This is a genomic window from Sphingobium sp. TB-6 (genome assembly GCF_012927365.1).
In the GTDB taxonomy this organism is placed as follows: domain Bacteria; phylum Pseudomonadota; class Alphaproteobacteria; order Sphingomonadales; family Sphingomonadaceae; genus Sphingobium.
The window spans coordinates 122663-147168 of the sequence record NZ_JABBGL010000007.1 but is presented as its reverse complement, the minus strand read 5'-3'; the positions used below and the strand labels follow the sequence as shown (position 1 = coordinate 147168).

The following is a 24506-nucleotide window of genomic DNA, read 5'->3' as shown; positions in this document are numbered from 1 at the left end:
AAGCCACCCCACATCAGGCCACTCATCACGACTGCCCCCGCCGCTCGGCCATGCGCCGTTCCAGCAGGCTCAGCAGGTTGACGATGATCTCGATCGCGGCGTCGGGCACGCCATCCAGCAACTCGCGCCGCAAATTCCCCAACTTGGCTTCGATCTGCCCTACCAGTTCCTGACCCTCCGGCATGAAGGCGACTCGGTTCGAGCGCCGATCATCCGGATTGGGCACGCGCTCGACAAGTCCCGCCGCCTGCAACTGGTCCAGCGTCCGCACCAGCGAGGGTTGGGTGATGCCCAGTTCCTCGGCCAGGTCGGCCTGCCGAATGTCCGGTCCCAGCCGGTCGAGATAGATCAGGCACCAGCCCGCGCTGTTCGAGACGCCGAATTCGGCCAGCGCCAGATCGGCCAATTGCCGCCACTGACGCGCCACCTGGGGCATTTTATGCGCCAAGACGCGCTTCAACTCCGATCGAGACATTTTTCTTAGATAGCTAACTAATGTCTTTCGTCAAGAGAGTCGTTGCAATTTGATACTGCATTTCCCCAAGTTACGAAAAAGGCCGGAGATTTTCCTGCCTCCAGCCCCATTACCCAACCGTCATTCCCGCGAAGGCGGGAATGACGAAGATGGGCAAATGTGATCCTCAGCCCCGGCGCGTGCCCGAAAAGCCCGCTGCGCCGAAAGCCCCAAGCTGCATCGTGCCGGTGATGCTGTCCCCGCTCACCTCAGCCTCGCATTCCAGCGTCATCGGCATGGGGATGGTCATGTTCATCTTCCAGCTCAGCTTGTTGCCTTCTACCTTGCCTTCAGCCACGTCGAGCGAGCCCATCATCCCCGCAAAGGTGCCGTGAAAGCTTTCGCCCGCGCTGATGACGGTCAGCACGCCATTCTGGTCGCCCATCGGGGTCTTCGCCACGCAATCATAGGCACCGTCCACTGCTGCCATAGCACTTCTCCTTTACGTAATCGTCAGTCGGCCAATGTGCCCATCTCGACGGGAAGGCCAACCGCGTCAAGCTGTGGTTTCACCAGTTTCGCATCGCCCACGACCACCCAGATCAGCCGGTCGGGATTGATCGCCTCCCGCGCCGCCTTATCGAGGTCGGTCGCCGTCATCGCCCGATAGACACCCGGCAGGCTGGCATAATAGTCGTCCGGCCGTCCCAGCATCCGGTTGCGCATCATCGCCCCCAGCAGGTCGGACGAGGTTTCGAAGCTGCCCGGGAGCGACAGGATCTGGCTATTGATCGTCTGGTTGCGTTCCGCCTCGGTCGTGCCCTTGGCCGTCAGGAAATCGCTGATGTCCTTGCGCGCGGCGACGATGGACTCGCCGGTCTTGTCGGTCTGCACCGGGGCATAGACCAGCAGCGGGATCGTCTCCTTGACGCCGGGCAGCGCGCTGCCCGCATAATAGGCCCAGCCCTTGCTCTCGCGCAGGTCCATGATCAGGCGGGAGGTGGAACTGCCGCCCAGCACTTCATTGGCGGTCAGCAGCGTCACCGGATTGTCTGTGCCTGCCTTGTTGGTGAGCAGGCCGGCGAGGATCATCGACTGCGGGCTTTGCGGCTTGTCGACCAGGATGATGCGCGACGGGCGCATCATGCGGTCCATGCGGAAAAGCTTGGCGCCCTTGGCGACCTTGGGCGCTTTCCAGTCCCCGAAGCGCTTTTCCAGCAGCGGCATCACATCGGCCAGCGTGGTATCGCCGGTCACGAAGATGGTCGCATTGTCGGGCCGCAGCCATTTGTCATGGAAGGCGACCAGATCGGCCCGCGTCACCGCCTTGACCCCGCTTTCCGTGCCGGAGCCTGTGAAGGGGATGCCATAGGGATGCGCCTGCCCATAGAGCAACGGCGGCAGCAGGCGCTGCGCGATCGGCATCGGCTCGGTCTTTTCCGCCGCGATCCGGGTGAGTACCTGCCCGCGCAGACGCTCCACCTCGGTCGGCGCGAAGGCCGGGTTGCGGATCACATCGGCCAGCAGGCCGAGCGACGCGTCCAGATTGGGCTTCAGCGCATAAAGGCCGACATTGGTGGCATCCATGCCATTGCCCGCGCTGATCGAGGCGCCCAGCCGCTCCTGCTCCTCCGCGATCTGCACCGAACTGCGGGTGGTCGTGCCTTCGTCCAGCAGCGCCGTGGTCAGACCCGCCGTGCCCAGCTTCGCCTTGTCATCGGCGGCGTTGCCCGCGTCGAAGGAGACAGAAACCCGCACCACCGGCACCGTCGCCCGGCGCGCGAAGACGATGGGAATGCCGTTCTTCAAGGTCGCATGCTCGACCGCCGGGAACTCCAGATCCTTGACCGGCTCGATCCCCGGTTCCGCGATCTTCGTTGGCGGCGGCGGGGTCGCCGCGACCGGAGCGGGTTTCTTCGGATCGCGGAAATAGGCCGGATGATGGGTCGCGTTGCCCGCCAGCGCATTATCCTCCGCCGAACGTTCGCCCGGCGCCACGGTCAGGCGGAACACAGGCCTTCCCAGCCATTTGCGCGCAGCCTCGCTCACCGATTGCGGCGTGGCGGCGGCGGCGGCGGCCAAGTCCTTCTTATATTTGGCCGGATCGTTGGAATAGACGGCGCCCTCGGCCAGCGTCACCGCCTTGCCGCTGAAGCCTCCGACCTTCTCCAGTCCGCCGATGGTCCCCGAAAGCTGCTGCGTCGCGGCGCGCTGCACCTCGTCGGCGGACGGACCCTTGGCGAGATAGTCGGCCAGAAGCTGGTCAAGCCGCTTGCCGACGGCCACCGGATCCTGTCCCGGCTTCACGTCCACGGTAATCTCCGCGAGCGAAAGCTTCTCAAACGGCTGGATGCTGGCCTTGACGCCAACCGCCACCTTCTCATCCCGCACCAGAATATTGTCGAGCCGCGAGGAGCTGAGGCCGCCGAACACCGCCATCGCCAGATTGAGCGGCGTCAGATCGTCCGAATTCACCCCCGGCACGATCCAGTTGCGGTAGAGCCGGGTCGCGGCGACATTGTCGTGCATCACCTTCTCGACATCTTGCCCAAGCGTCGGCACCGTCGCATCCACATCCTTGGGCGCGGGGCCGGCGGGAATGTTGCCGAACCATTTTTCGACCTTGGCCTTGGCGGTCGGCACGTCGATGTCGCCCGCTAGCACCAGCACGGCGTTATTCGGGCCATAATGCGTCTTGAACCAGTTCTGCACGTCGGCAAGGCTCGCCGCGTTCAAATCCGCCATCGAACCGATGGTCGAGTGGCGATAGGGGTGCCCCTCCGGCAGCATCGCGGCGAGTTGCGCATATTCGACCAGGCCATAGGGCTCATTCTCGCCCATGCGCTTTTCATTCTGCACAACGCTGCGCTGCGCATCGAGCTTGGTCTGGGTGACGGCGCCCAGCAGATGTCCCATGCGGTCCGATTCCAGGAACAACGCCCGGTCGAGCGCGCCGGTCGGCACCGTCTCGAAATAATTGGTGCGGTCGAACCAGGTCGTCCCGTTCCAGTCGGTCGCGCCGATATCCTCCAGCCGTCCGAAAAACGGCCCGTCGGCATTTTCAGAGCCGTAGAACATGAGATGCTCGAACAGATGGGCGAACCCGGTCTTGCCCACGGGTTCGAAACGCGAGCCGACATGATACCAGATCGACACCCCGACCACCGGAGCCTTGCGGTCGCTATGGACGATGACGCGCAGGCCGTTTTTCAGCGTGAATTCCTCATAGGGAATGTCCACCGCCGCCACCAGGCTGGAAAGCGGCGCGGGCGCGGCCACGCTGGCGGCCTTGGGCGCCGCCAGCGCCTGCGCCGTCGGCATGAGGGCAAGCGAAGACAGGCCGAGCATCAGGGCTACCCGGCGAGAAAAAGGGGAAAGAGTCATGGGCGCCTCATGATGGTCAATGGATTGGCCGGCAGCATAGCGAGGCGTTTTAGACGCGCAATACGCATGTGGGCAGAAGAGGCGGCTGGACAGGCGAAACCAGCGCGTTAGGCTCCCCTTCCAACCATAAAGAGAGGTTCCGCACCCGATGCGCCTGCGCTCCTTCGCTTTCGCTTCCTCCCTCGCCCTTACGCTCGCCACCCCCAGCCTCGCCTCCGCCCAAGCCGCACCCGCCATCACCGGAGAAGCCATCCGCGCCGATATCGGCTTTCTGGCCGACGACCTGCTGGAAGGGCGCGATGCCGGCACGCGCGGCTATGACATCGCCGCCCGCTATGTCGCCGCGCGGTTCGAGACGCTGGGTCTGCAACAGGCCTTGCCGAATAGCTGGTATCAGCCGGTGACCCTCGCCGTCGCACGGCTCGACAAGGCGTCCACCCCCTCGCTCACCATCGGCGGCAGGCGCTTCGCCAATGGCGATGATGTCGCAATCGGCGCCTTCGGCCGCGAACCGCGGCAAAGCATCGAAGCGCAGGCGGTGTTCGTCGGCTATGGCCTGAAATCCGATCGCGAGAAGATCAACGACTATGCGGGCCTAGACCTTAAGGGCAAGTTCGCGGTCGCGCTTTCGGGTTCCCCTGTCGGCATGCCGAGCGAGATCGGCGCGCATCTGGCCGCCGAAAAGTCATTGGCCGCGCAACAGGCCGGCGCCATCGGCCTTATCACCATTCCCAGCGCCAGCATGCTGGCCCGCACGCCCTGGGACAAGCTGCGTGAACGGGCGCAGAGCCCGATGGTGAGCTGGATCGACAAGTCTGGTCAGCCCTATGTCCGCACCCCTGCCATTCGCGGCACCGGCACCGTGACCGGGGCCGCCGCCGAGGCGCTGCTGGCCGGATCGGGCAAGAGCCTCGCCATGATCCGCGCGCAGGCCGAAAAGAAGGGCGCGCGGCCCAAGGGCTTCGCGCTCAAGCAAAGCATCCGCATCGACCGCGCCAGCTCCGTCGAGACGGCGCCCAGCCGCAATGTGCTGGCGGTGCTGCCCGGCTCCGACCCGGCGCTTGCCCATGAATATGTGCTGCTGATGGCGCATCTCGACCATCTGGGGGTCAAGGAAGACGCCAAGGGGCCGGACAAGGTCTATAATGGCGCGATGGACAATGCCTCGGGCGTGGCGACCATGCTGGCGGTGGCGAAGGCCTTTGCGGAAAGCGGCGAGCGGCCGAAACGCTCCATCCTGTTCGCGGCGGTGACGGCGGAGGAGGACGGGCTGCTCGGCTCGCAATATCTGGCCAAAAACCCGGTATTGCCAGCGGGCGCCAGACTGGTCGGCGTGGTCAATCTCGACATGCCGATCCTGACCTATGATTTTCAGGATGTGGTGGCGTTCGGCGCCGAACATTCGACCCTCGGTCCCATCGTCGCCAAGGCAGCCAGAGCGGAGGGTGTTTCGCTCTCGCCCGATCCGCTGCCCGCCGAGGGGCTGTTCACCCGATCCGACCATTATCGCTTCGTGCAGGAGGGGGTGCCTGCGGTGTTCCTGATGACCGGGTTCGCCGGACCGGGGAAGGAGGCCTTCGAGCATTTCCTCAAGACCGACTATCACCAGCCTTCCGACCAGATGAGCCTGCCCTTCCATTGGGAAGCCGCCGCCAAATTCGCCAAGGTGAACTATGCCATCGCCCGCGAGATTGCCGATGAACAGGAGGCGCCGCGCTGGTATAAGGGCGATTTCTTCGGGAACGCCTTTGCACCGGATGCGCTCAAGGCGGTGAAGCCATAGAAACGGAATAATCCCTCCCCCGTTCGGGCTGAGCGAAGTCGAAGCCCTGACCTGAGCATAGCGAAGGCTTCGACAAGCTCAGCCTTGCCCTTCGACTTCGCTCAGGGCGAACGTGGAGAGGCCGAAAGCGCCCTAAGGATATTTGCGTAGGGCATCTTGTGTTGCTTTTATGCAACATTACATCGGGGCCAGCTTCACGAAGGGCCAAATTCCAGAAAGAGGACTCTGATGAACCTCGAAAAATTCACTGACCGCGCCAAGGGCTTTCTCCAGTCGGCGCAGACTGTCGCGATCCGGATGAGCCATCAGCGCATCAGCCCGGAGCATCTGTTGAAGGCGCTGCTGGAGGACCAGCAGGGCATGGCGTCCGGCCTGATCAAAGCGGCAGGCGGCGATGCCGGCGTGGCGCTGCGCGAAACCGACGCGGCGCTGGCCAAGGTGCCGTCCGTGTCCGGCAGCGGCGCGCAGCAGACGCCCGGCCTGGACAATGACGCCGTGCGCGTGCTGGACAGTGCAGAGCAGGTGGCGACCAAGGCGGGCGACAGCTTCGTCACGGTCGAGCGGTTGCTGCTGGCGCTGACGCTCGCCACCACCACGGCGGCGGGCAAGGCGCTCAGCTCTGCGGGCGTGAAGGCCGAAGCGCTCAACGCCGCGATCAACAATCTGCGCGGCGGCCGCACCGCCGACACGGCGGGCGCGGAAGATCGCTATGACGCGCTCAAGAAATTCGCCCGCGACCTGACCGAAGCGGCGCGCATGGGCAAGCTCGACCCGGTGATCGGCCGCGACGAGGAAATCCGGCGGACCATCCAGATCCTTGCCCGCCGCACCAAGAACAACCCCGTCCTCATCGGCGACCCCGGTGTGGGCAAGACCGCCATTGCCGAGGGTCTGGCGCTGCGCATCGCCAATGGCGACGTGCCCGATACGCTGAAGGACCGCACGCTGATGGCGCTCGACATGGGCAGCCTGATCGCGGGCGCCAAATATCGCGGCGAGTTCGAGGAGCGCCTCAAAGGCGTGCTGGACGAGGTGAAGGGCGCGGAAGGCCAGATCGTCCTCTTCATCGACGAGATGCACACGCTGATCGGCGCGGGAAAGTCCGAGGGCGCGATGGACGCGGGCAATCTGCTCAAACCCGCTCTGGCGCGCGGCGAACTGCACTGCATCGGCGCGACCACGCTCGACGAATATCGCAAATATGTCGAGAAAGACGCCGCGCTCCAGCGGCGCTTCCAGCCCGTCTTCGTGGGCGAGCCGACGGTGGAGGACACCATCTCCATCCTGCGCGGCCTCAAGGAGAAATATGAGTTGCACCATGGCGTGCGGATCACCGACGGCGCGATCGTGTCGGCGGCGACGCTCTCCAACCGCTACATCACCGACCGCTTCCTGCCCGACAAGGCCATCGACCTGATGGACGAAGCCGCCAGCCGCCTGCGCATGGAGGTGGAGAGCAAGCCCGAGGAGATCGAGACGCTCGACCGCCGCATCATCCAGCTCAAGATCGAGCGGGAAGCGCTCAGGAAGGAGACCGACAAGGCCTCGGCGGACCGTCTCGCCGCGCTGGAGGAAGACCTCGCCAACCTCGAACAGCAGTCGGCCGAACTCACCCAGCGCTGGCAGGCGGAGAAGGACAAAATTGCGGGCGAAAGCAAGCTCAAGGAACAGTTGGACGCCGCCCGCGTCGAACTGGAGCAGGCGCAGCGTGCCGGTGATCTCGCCAAGGCGGGGGAGCTGGCCTATGGCCGCATCCCCGAACTGGAGCGCAAGCTGGCCGAAGCGCAGAATGTCACCCAGGGCGCGATGCTGCGCGAAGAAGTGACGAGCGAGGATATCGCCTCGGTCGTCTCCCGCTGGACCGGCATCCCCGTCGACAGGATGCTGGAAGGCGAGCGCGAAAAGCTGCTCGCCATGGAAGCGGAACTGGCCAAGCGCGTCATCGGTCAGGCCGATGCGGTGAAGGCCGTCGCTACCGCAGTGCGCCGCAGCCGTGCGGGATTGCAGGATCCGAACCGGCCCTTGGGTTCATTCCTCTTCCTTGGCCCGACAGGCGTCGGCAAGACGGAACTGACCAAGGCGCTCGCGGGCTTCCTGTTCGACGACGACAGCGCGATGGTGCGCATCGACATGAGCGAGTTCATGGAGAAGCACAGCGTCGCCCGGCTGATCGGCGCACCTCCGGGCTATGTCGGCTATGAGGAAGGCGGCGTGCTCACCGAAGCCGTGCGCCGCCGTCCCTATCAGGTCGTCCTGTTCGACGAGGTCGAAAAGGCGCACAGCGATGTGTTCAACGTGCTGCTGCAGGTGCTGGACGACGGCCGCCTGACCGATGGCCAGGGTCGGACGGTGGACTTCACCAACACGATCATCGTACTGACGTCGAATCTGGGCAGCCAGTTCATCGCCAGCCTGGCCGACGACGAGCCGGTCGAGAAGGTCGAGGATCAGGTGATGGACATCGTCCGGGCGCATTTCCGGCCGGAATTCCTGAACCGCCTGGACGAAGTGATCCTGTTTCACCGCCTGGGCGCCGCCCACATGGCGCCGATCGTGGACATCCAGGTCGCGCGCATCGGCAAGCTGCTGAAGGATCGCAAGGTGACGCTCGACCTGACCGATGGCGCGCGGGCGTGGCTGGGGCGGGTCGGTTATGATCCGGTCTATGGCGCAAGGCCGCTCAAGCGCGCGGTGCAGCGCTATCTGCAAGACCCGCTGGCCGACCTCATCCTGCGCGGCGAGGTGCCGGATGGTTCGACCGTTCGCGTCGATGAAGGCGATGGTGCGTTGAAGCTCAGCATCGGCTGATCTTCTTTCGCCGAACCAAGAAAAAGGGGCGCTTCCCGATGGAAGCGCCCCTTCTTTTCTGTCCGAAGGACGGGGAAGATCAGTAGTTGAACTTCGCGCCGATGCGGAAATAGCGGCCCAATATGCCTTCGCCACCCTGAACCGGGTTGTAGGCATGGGCGCCATAGGTGATCGTGTCGATCGGAGGCAGCTTGTCGAACACGTTCAGCATGTTGGCGTAGAAGGTGAAGCGGTCCGTCACCTTGACCTGCGCATTGAGATCGAAGGTGATGTAGTCCTTCACCCGGCAAGGCAGCGAGCCGTCGTTCAGGCCGCAATCCTTGTAGCCGGTGCCCTGGTCCATCGCCGACGTGTCGTAACCGCCGAAGAAGTTGGCCGTACCGCTGAGCGCGAAACCGCCAAAGTCAAGCGTGTTGGTCCAGGTGCCGCGCCACTTGGGCGTGCCCGAACCGGCGGTCAGGTTGAAGTTGCCGAGCGTGCCGTCATAGCGTTCCACCGAACCGTCGGGAAATTCGGTTTCCAGACGCAGGATGTAGCTGGCTTGCAGCGAGCTGTTCCAACGGATGCCCTCGGCGACCGGCAGATCGATATTGGCTTCGAAGTCCAGGCCTTCCGACTTGATGGTGTTGGCGTTGATGAAGCCCGACTGGACAAAGGCAACGCGCGGCTGGCGCGGATCGCCCGGCGCGATGGGCACGTCTTCGATGACGTTGAAGCCTGCCGGGATCGGCAGACCCGCATAATAGGCCTGCAACGCCGGGGTGTTGTCGGCCGTGGTGATCGCGCCCGTCTTCTTGATGTTGTAATAGTCGACCGAGAAGGACACGCCCCGCATCGGCTCGACCAGGATACCGGCCGTGAAGCTGCGCGACTTTTCCGCCTTCAGCTCCGGATTGGCGAGCGAGGTCGCGCCATAGCTGCCGCTGCGGATATATTGCGGGCACGAGCTGAAGGTCGCGACCGTGCAGCCATATTGCGCCAGATAGGTGTCGTTGAACAGGCTCTGGTTGTTGGTGACGAAGCCCGTCGTCGGGAAGGTCGCATTCGCTTCACCGAAGCTCGGAACGCGGAAGCCCTTCGAGAAGGTGCCGCGCAGCAGCACTTCCTTGATCGGCTTCACCTTCACGCCGATCTTCGGCGAGAAATTGTCGAGACCACCCGAATAACGGTCATACCGGCCCGACGCATCGACTTCGACCTGGTCGATGATGGGAGCCGTAAGTTCCGCAAAGGCCGAATAGACCCGGCGATCACCCTTCACGGCGAAACCGTTCAAACGATAATAGCGCTCCGTGCCGCCATTGATATCGGAGTTGATCGACGGAGAGTCGATCGCTTCATAGCGGAACGACACGCCCGCGGCGAACTGCAGCGGGCCGCCCGGCAGGTCGAACAGTTCGCCCTGGACCGCACCCTGAACCTGAACCATGTCCGACGTCGAATTGGCGATTGCCGTCGGCATCAGATAATCCATGCTCGCCTGGCTGTTGGCGTTAGGATTCAGGAAGTTGAAGCTGCCATCCGCGATCACGTCCAGCAGGTGCTGGATGTAGACATAGCCGTCCGACTTGCGGCGCAGATCCATGTGCATCGCGGTCGCGTCGACCTGATAGCTCCACTTGTCGTTGATCGGGCCCTTGATGCCGAGCGCACCGCGATAGGCGCGGGTACGCGATTCATCATGCTCGATCGAGTTGGGCAGACGGCCGATCAACGCCGCCTTCTGGCCTGCGGCCGCAAACGGGTTGTTCGGGTTCAGCGTGCCATTGGCAGCCGTGCAGGCGACGGTCGTTCCGCGCGGGCAGACATAGACCGGCAATTGCAGGATGTTGTTGTTGCCATAATAAGCGACGTTGCCCGAGGTGCTGTAGCGCGGGAAGTAGAAGGGCGCTGGCGCGTTCGCACGAAGCGTGCTGGGCAGGCCGTCATAGGCGACCTTGGTGGTCAGGAAGTTGAACTCGGCATAGGCTTCGCTCGAATCACCGACGCGGGCGGTGAAACGGGCCGACAGGCCGTAACGCTCGATATCCGGGTTGATGACGCCGTAATTCTTGGTCAGGTCTTCCTGACATACGGTGGTCGGGGCGGCGGCGTTGGCCGGATCAGCCAGTTCGGCACCCGTCAGATTGTAGAGGCTGCCGCGCTGACAGGCAACGGCCGGGTTAAGCAACTGATAGCGGCCGCTCTGCGTGCCGGTCAGGGCATCGGCCCGACGCACGAACAAGGTGCTGCCGGTGTTGGTCACAACCGGGCTGAAGCCTGGATAGGCGCCGTCGCCGTCCAGACCGTCAACGATATTGTTCGGACCGCAGACGCCGTCATGGCAGATGTTGCGATAGTCGTCGGTATTGTAGGGATAGCGGCGCTGGTCGTTCTTCAGTTGCTTGCTGTTATAGTAGAAGCCGCTGACATAAGCATTATAGCCATTGTCATCGAGATCGCCGGTGCCGGCGGTCATCGACAGGCGATATTGCTGGCCATCGCCACGGCTGGAAATGCCGCTTTCGACGCGACCCGAAATGCCCTTGAAATTCTTCTTGGTGATGACGTTGACCACGCCCGCAATGGCGTCCGCGCCATAGACGGAAGAGGCGCCGTCACGGACCACTTCGATATGGTCGACGATATCGTCCGGGATGGTGTTCAGATCGACGAAGTTGCGCGTGCCGTCATCCGAAAGCGGATAATAAGCGGCGCGCATGCCGTCGAACAGAACCAGCGTCGAGTTGGTCGACAGGCCGCGCAGCGACACAGCCGAAGCACCGGCGGCGAACGCGCCATTGGCCGAGAAACTGTTGGTCAGCGCCGGGCCATTATTAGCGGCAATCCGCTGCAGACCTTCCTGAACCGTGCTGATGCCGCGCTTGTCGAGATTTTCGACCGAAACGGTTGTGACCGGCGAAGGCGTTTCGGCATCGGTACGGCGGATGATGGACCCGGTGACGACGATGACATCGCCTGCATCCGAATTGGCGCCCTGCGCTGCATCCTGGGCGAAAGCGGGTGCGGAGAATGCCGCGAGGCCCGCGCCGACGAGAGTCAACGCCTGAAGAGCCGCGCCACCGCGCAGCCCGATCTTGGTTATGGTCTTCACTATCCAGTCCCTTGCTCTGGAGGTTCGCGGACTGCACCGCGCGCTTTTTTGACGCGTGAAGAGAGCGAAAAGAGCCCGACAGCAAACCCTCTTCACACGTACTGCGGGTTACTCTGCGCAGTCGTTTTATGAGTGTAAAGCAGGCTCTGGGGTCGGAAATCGCATTTGGCGGAAACTGTAGTAAATATGCCACAATCGCACAAAATGGCGATTGAACAGCCGTATAACAACATTGTTGCAGGCCCGAGTTTCCGGGAAAAACTTTCGCATTTCGGTGCGCGAAAACACACGAATAAAATTATAGTTCCGTGAAATATTACGTCAGTTCGGCGGCATGGGTCCGGCGAGCAAAAGCGGATCGATCCGCGCGTCATTCCACTTCATTCCCCAATGAAGATGCGGTCCAGTGGCCCTGCCGGTGGCTCCGATCGCGCCGATGCGCTGTCCCTGAATCACATGTTGCCCGGGAATCACGTCGATCCGCGAGAGATGCAGGAAGGCGCTGTTGAGGCCATGGCCATGGTCGATCATCAACAGATTACCCTCCAGCGTGAAGGGGTGATCGGCGGCCAGGATCACCACGCCGTCGGCCGGGGCGACGACAGGATCGCCCGTGGCGCCCGCAACGTCGACACCGCTATGATAGGCGCCCGGCTGCCCCTGATAGACGCGCTGCGACCCGAACAGGCCGGAGACGCGGCCGATGCGCGGCCAGATGAACCGCTGGCGCCAGCCCCTGGCGTCCGTCGTCATGTCGCGGGCGGCGGCGATCTGCTCCAGTTCCGGCTTGCGCAGGGCGAGGAAGGCTTCCGTATCTTTCGTCGGGCGCAGTGGTGCGTCGACCTGCTCGATCCGCCAGTCGCGGGGCGCGACGGCGAGGGCGCGGTCCAGCAGCGTGCCATCGACCAGACGCCCTGTGAGCCGGGCCTGCGGCACGGCATCGCGGTCGAAGGCGATCAGGAAGCGGCCATCGGCATCGACGGGGACCAATTGGCCGTTGAAGCGCAGTTCGACCGTCCCCTTGGGCGCCGTCCCCAGCAAGGTGCCGCCCTGAATGGGCACGCCGGTCAACAGCAGTTCCGCGGCGGGCGGCGCTGCGAAAGACGCAGCCGTCACGCCGGCCATCGCCAGCGCAGCGGCGGCAATCCAACTCTTCATTTACGACCCCGACATTTTACAGGCCACGCGCCTTCAATTCGGCCTGGGCGGAGATTTCGGCGCTGGCATAGGGTTCCTGCCGGGCGATGCTCCAGTAGCGCAAATCCTCCAGCGAGATCTTTCGCCCGCTGACGGCGCAGACGACATGGTCGCCCGCCTGCAGGATGCGGAAGCTGTAGGCCATATAGTGCAGCCGGGCCGGGCGATCGCGGTTGGACATCAGCATGGGGTCACTCGGCCTTTCTTGCGCAATGGCGTCATCAGGAAAACAGATCCTGCTGGTCCGTTCCCTTGCCCTCACGCGGCTTGCGCGGCGCGCGGGACGGAGTCGATATAGCCTCGGCGGACGGCTTCTCAAGAGGCGCGCCGCCTTCGATGCTCGCGCCCACCGCGCCGTCGCGGAAGTGCAGGCTGACGGCCCCCGCAGCCTGGGCCTCCGCCACCGATTTCACCAGCCGGTCGCCCGCCATCACCCGCGCAAAGCCGCGCTGCAACGGCAGGTCCGGATTGACCGATGTGAACAGGCGCGAAACCCGGTCGAATGTCGTCGCCCGGTCCTGATAGACCCGCGTCAGATAATCCGGGCGCAGCCGCAGCCGGTCGACGCGCTCGGCCGCGCGGCTGACATATTGACGCAGCAAGGCAGGCCGCAATGCCCCGCCCGCCTGCCCCAGATGGGCACGGGCATCGGCAACGCGATGTCGCAACCCGCTCACCAGACCATCCGACATCTGGTCCAGTTTCTGCCGCTGGGGGCTGAGCAGCATATCCGGCGTCGGCATCAGCCGCGCCTGCATTTCCAGCCGTTCCCGCGCCTGCGCGGCGCCCCGCCGCACGGCGCGATCCATGCGCAGCCCCTGCTCGGTCAGCATCGCCAGCAGTTCGGCCCGGACCGGCACCGCCATTTCCGCCGCAGCCGTGGGCGTGGGCGCCCGCACGTCGGCGGCATAGTCGCACAGCGTCGTGTCCGTTTCATGCCCCACGGCGGAGATGATCGGGATCGAGCATTCGGCCACCGCCCGGACGACGATCTCCTCATTGAAGCTCCACAGATCCTCGATGGAGCCGCCGCCACGCGCCACGATCACCAGATCGGGACGCGGCAAAAGCCCGCCGGGCTGCATGTCGCTAAAGCCGCGCACCGCCCGCGCCACCTGCTCGGCGGCGCCCTGCCCCTGGACCAGCACCGGCCAGAGCAGCACCTGCGTCGGGCAGCGATCCTCCAACCGATGCAATATGTCCCGGATCACGGCCCCGGTGGGCGAGGTCACGACACCGATGACGCGTGGCATGAAGGGCAGGCGGCGCTTGCGATCCCGGTCGAACAGCCCCTCCGCCGCCAGCTTCTGCTTGAGCTTCTCGAGCAGCGCCATCAGCGCGCCTTCGCCCGCCAGTTCCATCCGCTCGATCACGATCTGATATTTGGAGCGGCCGGGATAAGTGGTGAGCTTGCCGGTGGCGATTACCTCCACCCCGTCCTGCGGCGCGAAGGGCAGGCGGGCCGCGCCGCCCTTCCACATCACGCCGTCGATCACGGCATTGTCGTCCTTCAGGCACAGATAGATGTGCCCAGACCCCGCCCGCTTGAACCCGGAAATCTCGCCGCGCAGGCGGACATGGCCGAAACGGTCCTCGACCGCGCGCTTCAACAGGGACGACAATTCGCTCACCGACAGCGGCGGCGCGTTGTCCCCTGCGCGTTCCTCGGCTAACAGGCGCCCCGAGACATCGAAACCAGCTTCATCTTCCGGGGACATGGGCGAAATGAACATCCTTCTGTTGGGCGGCGGCGGCCGCGAACATGCGCTGGCGTGGAAGCTGGCGCAATCGCCTACCCTTACCACCCTTTATGCCGCGCCGGGCAACCCCGGCATAGCCCAGCATGCGACATTGGTCGACCTCGATGCCACGGATCATCGCGCCGTGGTCGATTTCTGCCTGCGCCACAGCATCGGCCTGGTGGTGATCGGCCCCGAAGCGCCGCTGGTCGACGGGCTGGCCGACAATCTGCGGGTGAAGGGCTATCCGGTCTTCGGTCCCGGCAAGAAGGCGGCGCAGCTCGAAGGCTCGAAGGGCTTCACCAAGGATCTGTGCAAGCGCGCCAACATCCCCACCGCCGCCTATGAGCGCGTCACCAGCAAGGATGGCGCGATCGCCGCGCTCGACGATTTCGCGCTGCCGGTGGTGATCAAGGCGGACGGCCTGGCGGCGGGCAAGGGCGTGATCATCGCGGAAAGCCGCGAAGAAGCCTTGGAGGCGCTCGACTCCATGTTCTCCGGCGCGTTCGGCGCGGCGGGCGAGGAAGTGGTGCTGGAGGAGTTCATGACCGGCGAGGAAGCGAGCTTCTTCGCCCTGACCGACGGCAGCGCGATCCTGCCCTTCGGATCGGCGCAGGACCACAAGCGCGTGGGCGATGGCGACACCGGCCCCAATACCGGCGGCATGGGCGCCTATAGTCCCGCCCGCGTGCTGACCCCGGAACTGGAAGCGGAAGTGATCGAGAAGATCATCCGCCCCACGGTGGAAACGCTCACTGCCGAAGGCACGCCCTATAGCGGCGTTCTTTATGCCGGGTTGATGCTGACCGACGAAGGGCCAAAGCTGATCGAATATAATGCCCGCTTCGGTGATCCCGAATGCCAGGTGCTGATGATGCGCTTCGACGGCGATCTGGGGGAATTGCTGCTGGCGGTGGCGGAAGGCCGGCTGGCCGGTCAGGGGCCGGTGCAACTGGCGGACCGCACCGCGCTGACCATCGTCATGGCCGCGAACGGCTATCCCGGCACCCCGGAAAATGGCGGCGCGATAACCGGCATCGACGCGGCGGAAGCCACCGGCGCGCGTGTTTTCCACGCGGGCACGGCGGACAAGGACGGCACGATCATCGCCAATGGCGGCCGCGTGTTGAACGTCACCGCGACCGGCGACACGGTGAAGGCAGCACAGGAGGCGGCCTATAAGGCGGTCGACGCCATCGGCTTCCCGACCGGCTTTTGCCGCCGCGATATTGGCTGGCGGGAAGTCGCGCGGGAGGATGCCTCGCACTGATCCCTTGCAGCGCGCACTCAAGCGCTCTTAAATAAAGCAAAGTTGGACAGGGAGGGACGAGCGATGCAAGAATTTTTCATGGACTATGGCCTGTGGCTGCTGATCGCGCTGCTGGTCCTTATCGGCATCGTCTTCCTGCTGTCCGGGCGCAACAGGCCGAGCGAGCCTCCCGTCGCTGTAGAGGCGAAGAAGCCTGCCGCGCCGGTCGCCGCTCCGTCCGTCTCCGCACCGGTCGAGCCGGTGGCGCCCGAACCCATCGCCGCTGCCCCGGCTCAACCGACGCCCGCGCCGGAGCCGATCCCGACATCGCCCGCCGTCACCACGCCGTCCGGCGATGCGGACGACCTACTGAAGCTGAAGGGCATCGGCCCCAAGCTCAACACGCTGCTGATCGAGCTGGGCGTCACCCGATATGCGCAGATCGCGGGCTGGAACGATACCGACATCGCCGTAATCGACGCCAAGCTAGGCAATTTCAAGGGCCGTCCGGTGCGCGACCAGTGGATCGACCAGGCGAAATATCTCGCCGCCGGCGACGTCGCCGGGTTCGAAGCCAAATATGGCAAAATCTGAACAGTCAGGCCGGTAAGGGCGCTTTTGCGGGCGTGGTCCGCACGGTGCGCCCCTGCGGCACGCTGCCGAACAGCAGCGGCAGCAGCGTCCCCGACGCCGCAAGGCGGTTGCCTAATGCCAGCAGCAGGATCGACAGCGCCAGCGTCGCCACCGCTCCCACTCCAGTCATGATGACCACGCCCATGACCAACGGGTGCCAGAGATAGAAGAACAGACTGTCGCGCCCGATCGCATTGACTGGGGCAAAGTCCAGCCGCAGCACCGACAGCATCGGCAACAGCGCGATCAGGCCGAGGCACATCAGCAGCCGCGCCGGCACGAAAGCCAGCTCATCGTCGGCATCGTAAAGCCCCGACCACCACAGGATGCCAAGCAGCGCGACGGCCCCGGCAATCGGCAGATAACGTCGCGAAACGCGCCGCTCCGCCATCAGCATGCCGAAGAAGAAATAGACCGGATAGCGCAGGAACCGGCTGTCGATCGACAACAGGCTGTGCCCGATCGGACCGTGATTGAGGCCGAAGCTGTACATGACGGCCAGGCTGACCGGCGTGCCGATGGCCAGCAGGACCAGCGGCGAGAAGGGCAACAGCCGCGTCAACATGATCAGGAAGAACAGCGTCGGCACATACCAGAGGTGGAAGGGCGGCCGGAACATCAGGTCGAAAGGCGTGGTCCAGTGCAGCGCCTCTCCGCTGGCAACCATATAGACCAGCCCGGCAAAGGCCCAGGGCAGCAGCATCCGCCGGCCGTAGCGGGACATGAGAAGCTGGGTGGAATCGGCACGGGTGCGGGTGACGTTGAGCAAATAGCCGGAAATGCCGACCATCAAGGGCATGCGGAAACCAGATCCGACCCACAGCGCCAGATCATGGCCGCCGGTCAGCTCCATCACATGCCCGCCCATGACGAGCAGGATCAGCACGCCTTTCAGCAGGTCGATCGACGGATTCTTGCCCACGTAATTTTGCCCTAGCGCCCCGGTCGGAACATTAACGTTGATAGGGTTGCGACATCGTTAAGAAAAAGAAACGAATATGGCTTTGCAGCCGAAAAAAAACTCTACATATATCTTTCGATGAAGACGCCGCTGCTGCAACGCCTCGACGCCTCGCCTTTTGCCAAGATCGGGTTGGCGGTTCTCGTCTTCTGCCTGATCTTCGGCGGCTGGCTGGCGGCCGGCCATTACCGCGATGCGCGAGCGACGCTGCCGAACGACGACCCGCGACAAAGCGCCTGCTCGCTCTGGTTCGTGGGCAGTTCGTCCATGCACCGCTGGACCAGCCTCAACCAGGACATGGCGCCATGGTTGGCGCATAACCGGGGCATCGACAATGCGACCTTCGCTGAAATCCTGCCCCGCTTCGCCAATACCGCGGACGACCACAAGCCGGCGGCGATCATCCTCTATGCCGGCGAAAACGACATCGCCAACGGCATCGCGGTCCGAACCGTCATCCGCGACCTCGCCTACTTCCTCGATCTGCGCAACCGGATGATGGGCGACGTGCCGGTCCTGGTGCTGTCGATGAAGCCTAGCCCCACGCGCCGTTCGATCTTCCGCAACCAGCTATTGTTCAACGCGGCGGCGCAAAGGCTGATCGACCGGATTCCGCTGACCTATTATGCCGACATCACCACGCCGCTGCTGAAGGACGGGAAGCTGGGCGACAATTACCGGCCCGACGGGGTGCATATGAACCCGGCCGGATACCGCATCTGGGCCGGGGTTGTGCGCCAGCGGCTGAGCGAAATCCTGCCACCCGAGACGGTACGCCGCTGCACGCCTTGATAGGTGGAGGGTGGACGGTCTGCTTCGCGCTGCTTTCCGTGAAGCGTATCGTGCTCCTGCGAAGGCAGGAGCCCAGTTCCACCGTCTGATCTGGGCTCCTGCCTTCGCAGGAGCACGTATCGCTTGGCAGACCTAACCCCTAGCCCCGCCCCAATATCTCCCGCGCACGCGGCGCCAGGCGCTCCGCCGCCGCGGCATGAATCCCCGGCGCGGCGCATAACAACCCAAAGGCGGTGGGCTGCGGCCGGTTGAAGGAAAAGGGATTGCTGAGCGCATCGGTGACGATCGCCCCCGCCTCCTCAGCGATCAACGCCGCAGCGGCGACATCCCATTCATTGCCCCAGCGAACCGTCGCGACCAGATCGGCCTCGTCCGCCGCGACCATCGCCATGCGCAGCGCGATGCTGTTGGGCTTGTCGACGGTGACGAGATCGCGGTCATAGCGGGGAAGCTGATCGGCGGGTACGCGTGAACCCGGCAGCAGGGCACGCGAGCCCGCTTGCAAGATACGCCCGTTGCGGGTCGCCCCCGCGCCCGCCTGCGCGATCCACAGCTCATTGCGGGCAGGCGCCGCCAATATGCCGAAGCGCACCGCACCATGCTCCACCAGCGCCACCGACACCGCCCAGCCAGGCCGCCCGCGCAGATAGTCACGCGTGCCGTCGATCGGATCGACCACCCAGACGCGGGGCAGGTCGAGCCGGTGCACGGTATCCGCCGTCTCCTCCGACAGCCAACCCGCCGACGGATCGATCGCATAGAGCCGCTCGCGCAGCATCGCGTCCAGTTCCAGATCGGCTTCGCACACTGGATGGCCGGGAACCTTCTCCCACTGGCGCACGCGCGTCTCCCCGCCCGCCCAGAGCGTCAGGGCACGGTCCGCCGCATCCGAAACGACGGCAACCACATCGCGCAAGGGGATGTCAGCCGCCGGCAACGGTCATCCCGTCGATGCGGATCGTCGGCACGTTCATGCCATAGCGGAAGACCAGGTCATCGGCCGGCACCAGCGCCCGGAACATGGCCTTCAAATTGCTGGCGATGGTGATTTCCGACACGGCCTGACCCACCACGCCATTTTCGATCAGGAAGCCCGCCGCGCCCCGGCTGTAATCGCCGGTCACGCCATTGACGCCCATGCCGATCAGTTCGGTGACGTAGAGGCCACGCTTCACATCCGCCATGAGTTCACCGGGCGAAACCGTCCCCGGCTCCATATGCACATTGGTGACGCCCGCGCCCGGCGCGCCGCTGCCGCCACGGCTGGCATGGCCGGTCGGCTCCAGCCCCAACTGCCGCGCCGAGGCGCTGTCCATCAGCCAGCCGGTCAGCACGCCCTTGTCGATCAGCGCGCGACGCTCGACCGGAAGGCCTTCCCCGTCGAAGGGCCGCGAACGCAGACCCCGCAGCCGCAGCGGATCGTCGATGATCGTGACACCCGAATCGAACAGCGCCTCGCCCAACGAGTCCAGCAGGAAGCTGGACCGCCGCGCGATCGCCGGGCCGACCATGCCGCCGATCAAGTGACCGACCAGGCTGGAGCCGATGCGCGGGTCGAAAATCACCGGCATCACGCCGCTTCCCACCTTCACCGGATTGAGCCGCGCCACCGCGCGATGCCCCGCCCGGGTGCCGACCGCATCGGCATCGTCCAGATCCTCGATATGGCGGACACTGTGGCTGGCATGGTCGCGCTGCATGTCGGCGCCGGTCCCGGCCAGCACGCTCGCCCAGGTCGAATGACTCGTCCCCGCATAGGCTCCGGCAAAGCCATGGCTGGTGGCGAGCGCCATCTGGCTCCGCCCGGTCGCCGCGCCGCCGCCCTCGCTGTTGGTGACGCCCGGCACAGCACGCGCCGCTTCCTCCGCGATCATGGCGCGTGCCCTGAGGTCCGCCGGTTCCGGCTCGAACGGATCGGCCAGGTCCAGCGCGGGCAGCGCCTCCTTCAGCAACCGGTCTTCGGGAGCCAGCCCGGCATAGGGATCCTCCGGCGCCTGCCCCGCCATGGCGATGCAGCGGTCGACCAAAGTCGCCAGCGTCGCCGGATTCATGTCCGACGCCGAAATGCTCGCTGAGCGGCGGCCGATGAACACGCGCAGGCCGATTTCCTCGCCCTCCGACCGTTCCACATCCTCCAGCGCGCCCAGCCGCACCGACACATTGGTCGACGCGTTGCAGGCATAGATGGCGTCGGCCGCATCCGCACCTGCCCGGCGCGCCGCCGTCACCAGATCCTGCGCGCGAGACTGGGCTTCTTCTAGGCTGAGCATGGGCTGTGTCGTTTCCTGTAATGGGGCATGCAGGGCGAATGGGCGGCCTTACGCGCTTGGCTCACGGTCGGCAACCTGCCCATCCAGCCAGTGCTTCAGCAAATGCCAGGCCACCGCCATCGGCGGCGGCGCGACGAAGGGCGCGCCTTCCTCTTCGGCCATCGCAGCCCGAACCCCCTCCGCATCGCACCAGAAGGCATGCTCGATCTCATTTTCGTCGATCTTCAGCGCATCGTCATCCGCCTGCGCCATGCAGGCGATCATCAGCGAGGAGGGGAAGGGCCAGGGCTGGCTGGTCACATAGCGCACCTTATGGGTGGCGACGCCCGCCTCCTCCTTGATCTCGCGAACGACCGCTTCCTCCAGCGTCTCGCCCGGCTCGACGAAGCCGGCCAGCGCCGAATAGCGCCCCGCCGGCCAGCTATGCTGCCGCCCGAGCAACACCCGCCCGCGATGCTCGGCCAGCATGATGACGACCGGATCGACGCGGGGAAAATGCTCGGCCTCGCAGGAACCGCAGCGGCGCGACCAGCCCGCCTTGACCGGGGCGGTGCGCTGCCCGCACACGGAACAGAAGCGGTGCCGCGCATGCCAGGCCAGCAGGCTGCGCGCCGTGCCGTAGAGGGCGACCTCATGTCCCGGCACCTCGCCCGCCAATGCCCGGCTGCGCGGCGTGGCGAAGAAGCTGTCCGGCGCATCCGCGAGCAGCTCCGCGAAGATCGGCCGCTGCCGCTCATCCACGCCCAGCAGCGCATGATGCTCGATCCAGGCATCGTCGGGCAGCGGCTCCATCACCAGATGGCCACCCTCGACCACTGGCTCCAGTCCCTCCAGCACGACACGGCGGGCCAGCGGAGAGGCAAAGGCCTCCGCCAGCAGGGCAGGATTGCTGCGGATATGATCGACCCGGTCCAACCGCCCCCCGCCAAAGGCCACAAGCTGCGATTCCGGGGCATTAGAGCCGTGCATCGTCCATCCTCTCCTTCATCGCCACTTCGGCGGCGCGGGCGAAAAGAGTCGGCAGGCCCGCCTTCCCGATTTCGGCCACCGGCCACCATTCACCCTCGCCGGGTGGGGTCACGTCCTGCCCGACATGGGCATGGTGGACCGTCAATGCGAGGGAGAAATGCGTAAAAACATGCGCCACCGGCTCCGCCGCCTGCCGCCAGCGGGCGGATAGCGGCGGCCTGGCATCGGGCGCGTCGTTCCATTCGGAGGAAGGCAGCGCGCGCATGCCGCCCAACATCCCCTTATCGGGCCGCCGCACCAGCCAGACATGTCCGTCCGGCCGCTCGATCCACCAGCCATGGCCCAGCCGATGCGGCTTGGCCTTTTTCGCGGCCTTGACCGGAAAAGCGGCAGGATCGGCGGTCCGGAAAGCCGCGCAATCCTCCCGCAAGGGGCAAATCCCGCAAGCGGGATTGCGCGCCGTACAGATGGTCGCGCCCAGATCCATCATCGCCTGCGCAAAGTCCCCGGCGCGCAGATCGGGCGTGATGCTGTCGGTCGCCGCCCGAATCTCCGGGCGTGCCGCAGGCAGAGGCGTCGCGATGGCAAAGAGCCGGGCCACCACCCGCTCGACATTGGCGTCGACCACCACGGCGCGCCGCCCGAAGGCGATCGCCGCCACCGCCGCCGCCGTATAAGCCCCCACGCCCGGCAGGGCGCGCAGTCCGTCCTCGGTATCGGGAAACACCCCGCCATGCTCGCCCGCCACCGCCCGCGCACAGGCCAGCAGATTACGGGCGCGGGCATAATAGCCCAGCCCCGCCCAGGCGGCCATGACCTCGGCATCCTCCTCCGCCGCCAGGGCCGCCACATCAGGCCAGCGATCCGTGAACTTCGCGAAATAAGGCCCGACCGCCGCCACCGTCGTCTGCTGGAGCATCACCTCCGACAGCCACACCCGATAGGGATCGGCGGCATTGGCCCCCGGCGCCGCGCGCCAGGGCAGCCTGCGCGCATGGACGTCATAATGGGCGAGCAAATCGGATGCTATTTTCTGGATGTTACCCTCGACGCGCATGGCGCCCCTATGCCATTAAGCGAGGCATGACGGAACGCCCCGCGACTCCCAAAATGAAAAGCCGCAAGGAACAGGCGGAGGAACGCCCGCGCATCGGCGCCCCGCGCCGGATCGCGGACCTGATGCCCGCCATCGGCGCCGCCGCCTTCCGCAAATTCGGCTTCGTCCAGTCCAGCATCGTTACCCGCTGGGCGGAGATCGTCGGGCTCCATTATGCCGGGATCAGCGAACCCGAATCGATCCGCTTCCCGGCGGGCAAGAAAGCCGGGGGCACGTTGCAGCTCACCGTCATGAGCGGCCATGCGCCGATGATCCAGCATGTGCTGCCCGACATCATCGACCGGGTGAACCGCTTCTTCGGCTATGCCGCCGTCGCCAAGGTCTCAATGAAGCAGGGCATGACCCAGCCCCGCGAGCCGGAACGCCGCCCGCCGCCGCGCAACCTCAAGCCCATTCCGGTGGAACTGGGCGATTCGCTCCGCGACATTGGCGATCCCGAACTGCGCGCCGTGTTGGAATCGTTGGCGCAGGGGCTTGCCAATTCCAATGGTTTGCCCAAGATCAGCTGAGTTCGAGGTGCCGGGACGCGTCGGCGCACATCGCACCTCGATTCGATCCATCCTCAGCCGTGACAGGGGCGGCGTTTCACTGGACCACCGCATGACGAAACTCAGATTGCTGTTGCTCACTTTGCTCGCCATCCCCGCGACCCTCATCGCTGCCCCCGCCGCCAATTGGCTGAATCAGATCGTCCTGTCCCCGATCGGCGGCCATGTGCTGGGCAATCCCGCCGCGCCGACCAAGTTGGTCGAATATGTGAGCTACACCTGCTCCCACTGCGCCCATTTCGTGGGCGAGGCCAGCGAACCGCTGCGGGCCAATTATGTGAAGGGCGGCAAGATGAGCGTCGAAGTCCGCAACGCCGTGCGCGACAGATATGACCTGACCGCCGCCCTGCTCGCCCGCTGCGGCGGTCCGAAGCGTTTCTTCGGCAATCACGAAGCGCTGTTCGCCAATCAGGACGCCTGGATGGAAAAGCTGATGGCCTATGAAAAGGACGCGACCAAGCCGACCGAACAAAAGGCTGCCCTGCGCGACATCGGCCAGAAGACCGGACTCTACGCCCTGATGGCGAAGCGCGGCTACAAGCCCGCACAGCTCGACGCCTGCATCAACGATCCCGCGTCGATGAAGCAGATCCTCGCCATGACCGACGAAGCCTGGAACAAGGTGCAGATCACCGGCACGCCCGCGTTCACGGTGAACGGCACGTTGGTTCACGGTTCCGACTGGACGCGGTTGCAGGCGGCATTGCCCTGATCTAAACGTGCACGATAACGCCCGACAAACGGAGCCAAAATAACGTGAAAGCCCTTTCCGGACTTGCTCTCATCGCCCTTAGCCTGACCATCGCCGCCTGCGGCAAGAAGGATGCGGGCAGCGCCACCTCCGCCGAACCGGTCGCCGCCGTCGCCGCGCCGGCAGGCACCAAATGGTCCGAAACCATTGCCGCCACGCCCGAAGGCCATTTCGTCATGGGCAATCCCAATGCGAAGGTGAAGCTGATCGAATATGGCTCCTACACCTGCTCGCACTGCCGCGATTTCGCCGCTGAATCGGCCGAAGAGATCAAGCAGATCGTCGACAGCGGCAAGATGAGCTTCGAATTCCGCAATTATGTGCGCGACCCGATCGACATTTCGACGGCGCTGCTGGCACGCTGCGGCGGCAAGGACATCTTCTATCCGCTGTCCGAACAGTTTTTCGGCAACCAGAACGCCATGTTCGAAAAGGCGCAGGCGCTGGGCGACGAAAAATACAAGGCGCTGATGAGCGCGCCCCCGGCCCAGCGCTTCGGCCAGTTGGCCGCCGCCGTCGGCCTGGTCGATTTCGCCAAGCAGCGCGGCATAGCTGAGGATCAGGCGAAGCAATGCCTGGCCGACACCGCCGCCGCCGAAAAGCTGGCCAAGGGCGTGGAAGAGGCGAACCAGCAATATAAGATCGAAGGCACGCCGACCTTCATCCTGAACGGCGTGATGGTCGAAAACACCGCCGCCTGGCCAGCACTGCGCACCAAACTCAAGGAAGCGGGACTCTAAGTCAGGGATTTGGGATT

20 protein-coding genes are annotated in these 24506 nt (G+C 64.8%); 8 read left to right on the top strand and 12 right to left on the bottom strand.

From position 1 onward, the window contains the following. Nucleotides 1–25: 25 nt before the first annotated feature. From HHL26_RS11845 to HHL26_RS11835, 3 genes are all read right to left on the bottom strand, one after another. Nucleotides 26–475: a MarR family transcriptional regulator gene (locus HHL26_RS11845; protein ID WP_066553191.1), complete on the bottom strand. Its 450-nt coding sequence runs from the start codon at nt 473–475 to the stop codon at nt 26–28. A 166-nt stretch (nt 476–641) separates the two neighbouring features. Further along, nucleotides 642–944: a hypothetical protein gene (locus tag HHL26_RS11840; protein ID WP_066553190.1), complete on the bottom strand. Its 303-nt coding sequence runs from the start codon at nt 942–944 to the stop codon at nt 642–644. Between the two features lie 23 nt (nt 945–967). After that, nucleotides 968–3838 carry a pitrilysin family protein gene (locus HHL26_RS11835; protein ID WP_066553189.1) on the bottom strand — a complete coding sequence of 957 codons (2871 nt, stop codon included), beginning with the start codon at nt 3836–3838 and terminating at the stop codon, nt 968–970. A gap of 148 nt (nt 3839–3986) precedes the next feature. On the opposite strand from HHL26_RS11835, the gene HHL26_RS11830 reads away from it, so the two are divergent. Both HHL26_RS11830 and clpB read left to right on the top strand, forming a co-directional pair. Next, complete coding sequence (locus HHL26_RS11830) at nt 3987–5621, top strand: M28 family metallopeptidase (protein WP_066553187.1); 1635 nt, start codon at nt 3987–3989, stop codon at nt 5619–5621. A gap of 228 nt (nt 5622–5849) precedes the next feature. Beyond that, nucleotides 5850–8429: an ATP-dependent chaperone ClpB gene (gene clpB, locus HHL26_RS11825; protein ID WP_066553184.1), complete on the top strand. Its 2580-nt coding sequence runs from the start codon at nt 5850–5852 to the stop codon at nt 8427–8429. Nucleotides 8430–8508: 79 nt separating this feature from the next. On the opposite strand, the gene HHL26_RS11820 is transcribed toward clpB, so the two are convergent. The 4 genes from HHL26_RS11820 to xseA all read right to left on the bottom strand — a co-directional run bounded on the left by HHL26_RS11820 (nt 8509) and on the right by xseA (nt 14438). After that, nucleotides 8509–11523, bottom strand: a complete 3015-nt coding sequence (locus tag HHL26_RS11820) for a TonB-dependent receptor (RefSeq protein WP_066553175.1) — start codon at nt 11521–11523, stop codon at nt 8509–8511. Nucleotides 11524–11844: 321 nt separating this feature from the next. Continuing rightward, complete coding sequence (locus tag HHL26_RS11815) at nt 11845–12681, bottom strand: M23 family metallopeptidase (RefSeq protein WP_066553173.1); 837 nt, start codon at nt 12679–12681, stop codon at nt 11845–11847. A 16-nt stretch (nt 12682–12697) separates the two neighbouring features. Next, entirely contained in the window at nt 12698–12907 is a 210-nt protein-coding gene (locus tag HHL26_RS11810) for a DUF2093 domain-containing protein (protein ID WP_066553168.1), read from the bottom strand. 34 nt (nt 12908–12941) lie between these two features. Beyond that, nucleotides 12942–14438: an exodeoxyribonuclease VII large subunit gene (xseA, locus tag HHL26_RS11805; RefSeq protein WP_066553165.1), complete on the bottom strand. Its 1497-nt coding sequence runs from the start codon at nt 14436–14438 to the stop codon at nt 12942–12944. Between the two features lie 7 nt (nt 14439–14445). Between xseA and purD the strand changes: the two genes are divergently transcribed. Both purD and HHL26_RS11795 read left to right on the top strand, forming a co-directional pair. Further along, nucleotides 14446–15729: a phosphoribosylamine--glycine ligase gene (gene purD, locus HHL26_RS11800; RefSeq protein WP_066561237.1), complete on the top strand. Its 1284-nt coding sequence runs from the start codon at nt 14446–14448 to the stop codon at nt 15727–15729. 63 nt (nt 15730–15792) lie between these two features. Further along, on the top strand, nt 15793–16302 hold the full coding sequence (locus tag HHL26_RS11795) for a hypothetical protein (protein ID WP_066553162.1): 510 nt from the start codon (nt 15793–15795) through the stop codon (nt 16300–16302). 4 nt (nt 16303–16306) lie between these two features. Here HHL26_RS11795 and HHL26_RS11790 read toward each other — a convergent pair whose 3' ends face one another. Further along, the gene (locus HHL26_RS11790; protein ID WP_066553160.1) at nt 16307–17263 is read right to left on the bottom strand and encodes an acyltransferase; all 957 of its coding nucleotides are present in this window, start codon (nt 17261–17263) and stop codon (nt 16307–16309) included. Nucleotides 17264–17380: 117 nt separating this feature from the next. On the opposite strand from HHL26_RS11790, the gene HHL26_RS11785 reads away from it, so the two are divergent. Next, on the top strand, nt 17381–18094 hold the full coding sequence (locus HHL26_RS11785; protein ID WP_066553157.1) for a GDSL-type esterase/lipase family protein: 714 nt from the start codon (nt 17381–17383) through the stop codon (nt 18092–18094). Between the two features lie 139 nt (nt 18095–18233). On the opposite strand, the gene HHL26_RS11780 is transcribed toward HHL26_RS11785, so the two are convergent. From HHL26_RS11780 to HHL26_RS11765, 4 genes are read right to left on the bottom strand one after another with little or no spacing between them, the layout of a single operon-like run. Beyond that, on the bottom strand, nt 18234–19031 hold the full coding sequence (locus tag HHL26_RS11780; RefSeq protein WP_066553155.1) for an inositol monophosphatase family protein: 798 nt from the start codon (nt 19029–19031) through the stop codon (nt 18234–18236). Beyond that, on the bottom strand, nt 19018–20364 hold the full coding sequence (locus HHL26_RS11775; RefSeq protein WP_066553152.1) for a TldD/PmbA family protein: 1347 nt from the start codon (nt 20362–20364) through the stop codon (nt 19018–19020). Before HHL26_RS11775 ends, HHL26_RS11780 begins: the two co-directional genes overlap by 14 nt. A 48-nt stretch (nt 20365–20412) precedes the next feature. Continuing rightward, nucleotides 20413–21333, bottom strand: a complete 921-nt coding sequence (nudC, locus tag HHL26_RS11770; protein WP_066553150.1) for an NAD(+) diphosphatase — start codon at nt 21331–21333, stop codon at nt 20413–20415. Further along, nucleotides 21320–22390 (bottom strand): A/G-specific adenine glycosylase, encoded by a 1071-nt coding sequence (locus tag HHL26_RS11765; protein ID WP_066553147.1) that lies wholly within the window; start codon nt 22388–22390, stop codon nt 21320–21322. The genes nudC and HHL26_RS11765 overlap by 14 nt, the downstream gene beginning before the upstream one ends. Before the next feature lie 26 nt (nt 22391–22416). On the opposite strand from HHL26_RS11765, the gene HHL26_RS11760 reads away from it, so the two are divergent. The 3 genes from HHL26_RS11760 (at nt 22417) to HHL26_RS11750 (ending at nt 24489) form a co-directional block, all read left to right on the top strand. After that, the gene (locus HHL26_RS11760) at nt 22417–22959 is read left to right on the top strand and encodes a DUF721 domain-containing protein (protein ID WP_066553145.1); all 543 of its coding nucleotides are present in this window, start codon (nt 22417–22419) and stop codon (nt 22957–22959) included. A 91-nt stretch (nt 22960–23050) separates the two neighbouring features. Continuing rightward, a complete protein-coding gene (locus HHL26_RS11755; protein ID WP_066553139.1) occupies nt 23051–23710 on the top strand; it encodes a thioredoxin domain-containing protein in 660 nt (219 codons plus the stop codon). A gap of 44 nt (nt 23711–23754) precedes the next feature. Continuing rightward, nucleotides 23755–24489, top strand: a complete 735-nt coding sequence (locus HHL26_RS11750) for a thioredoxin domain-containing protein (protein WP_066553137.1) — start codon at nt 23755–23757, stop codon at nt 24487–24489. Nucleotides 24490–24506: the final 17 nt, after the last annotated feature.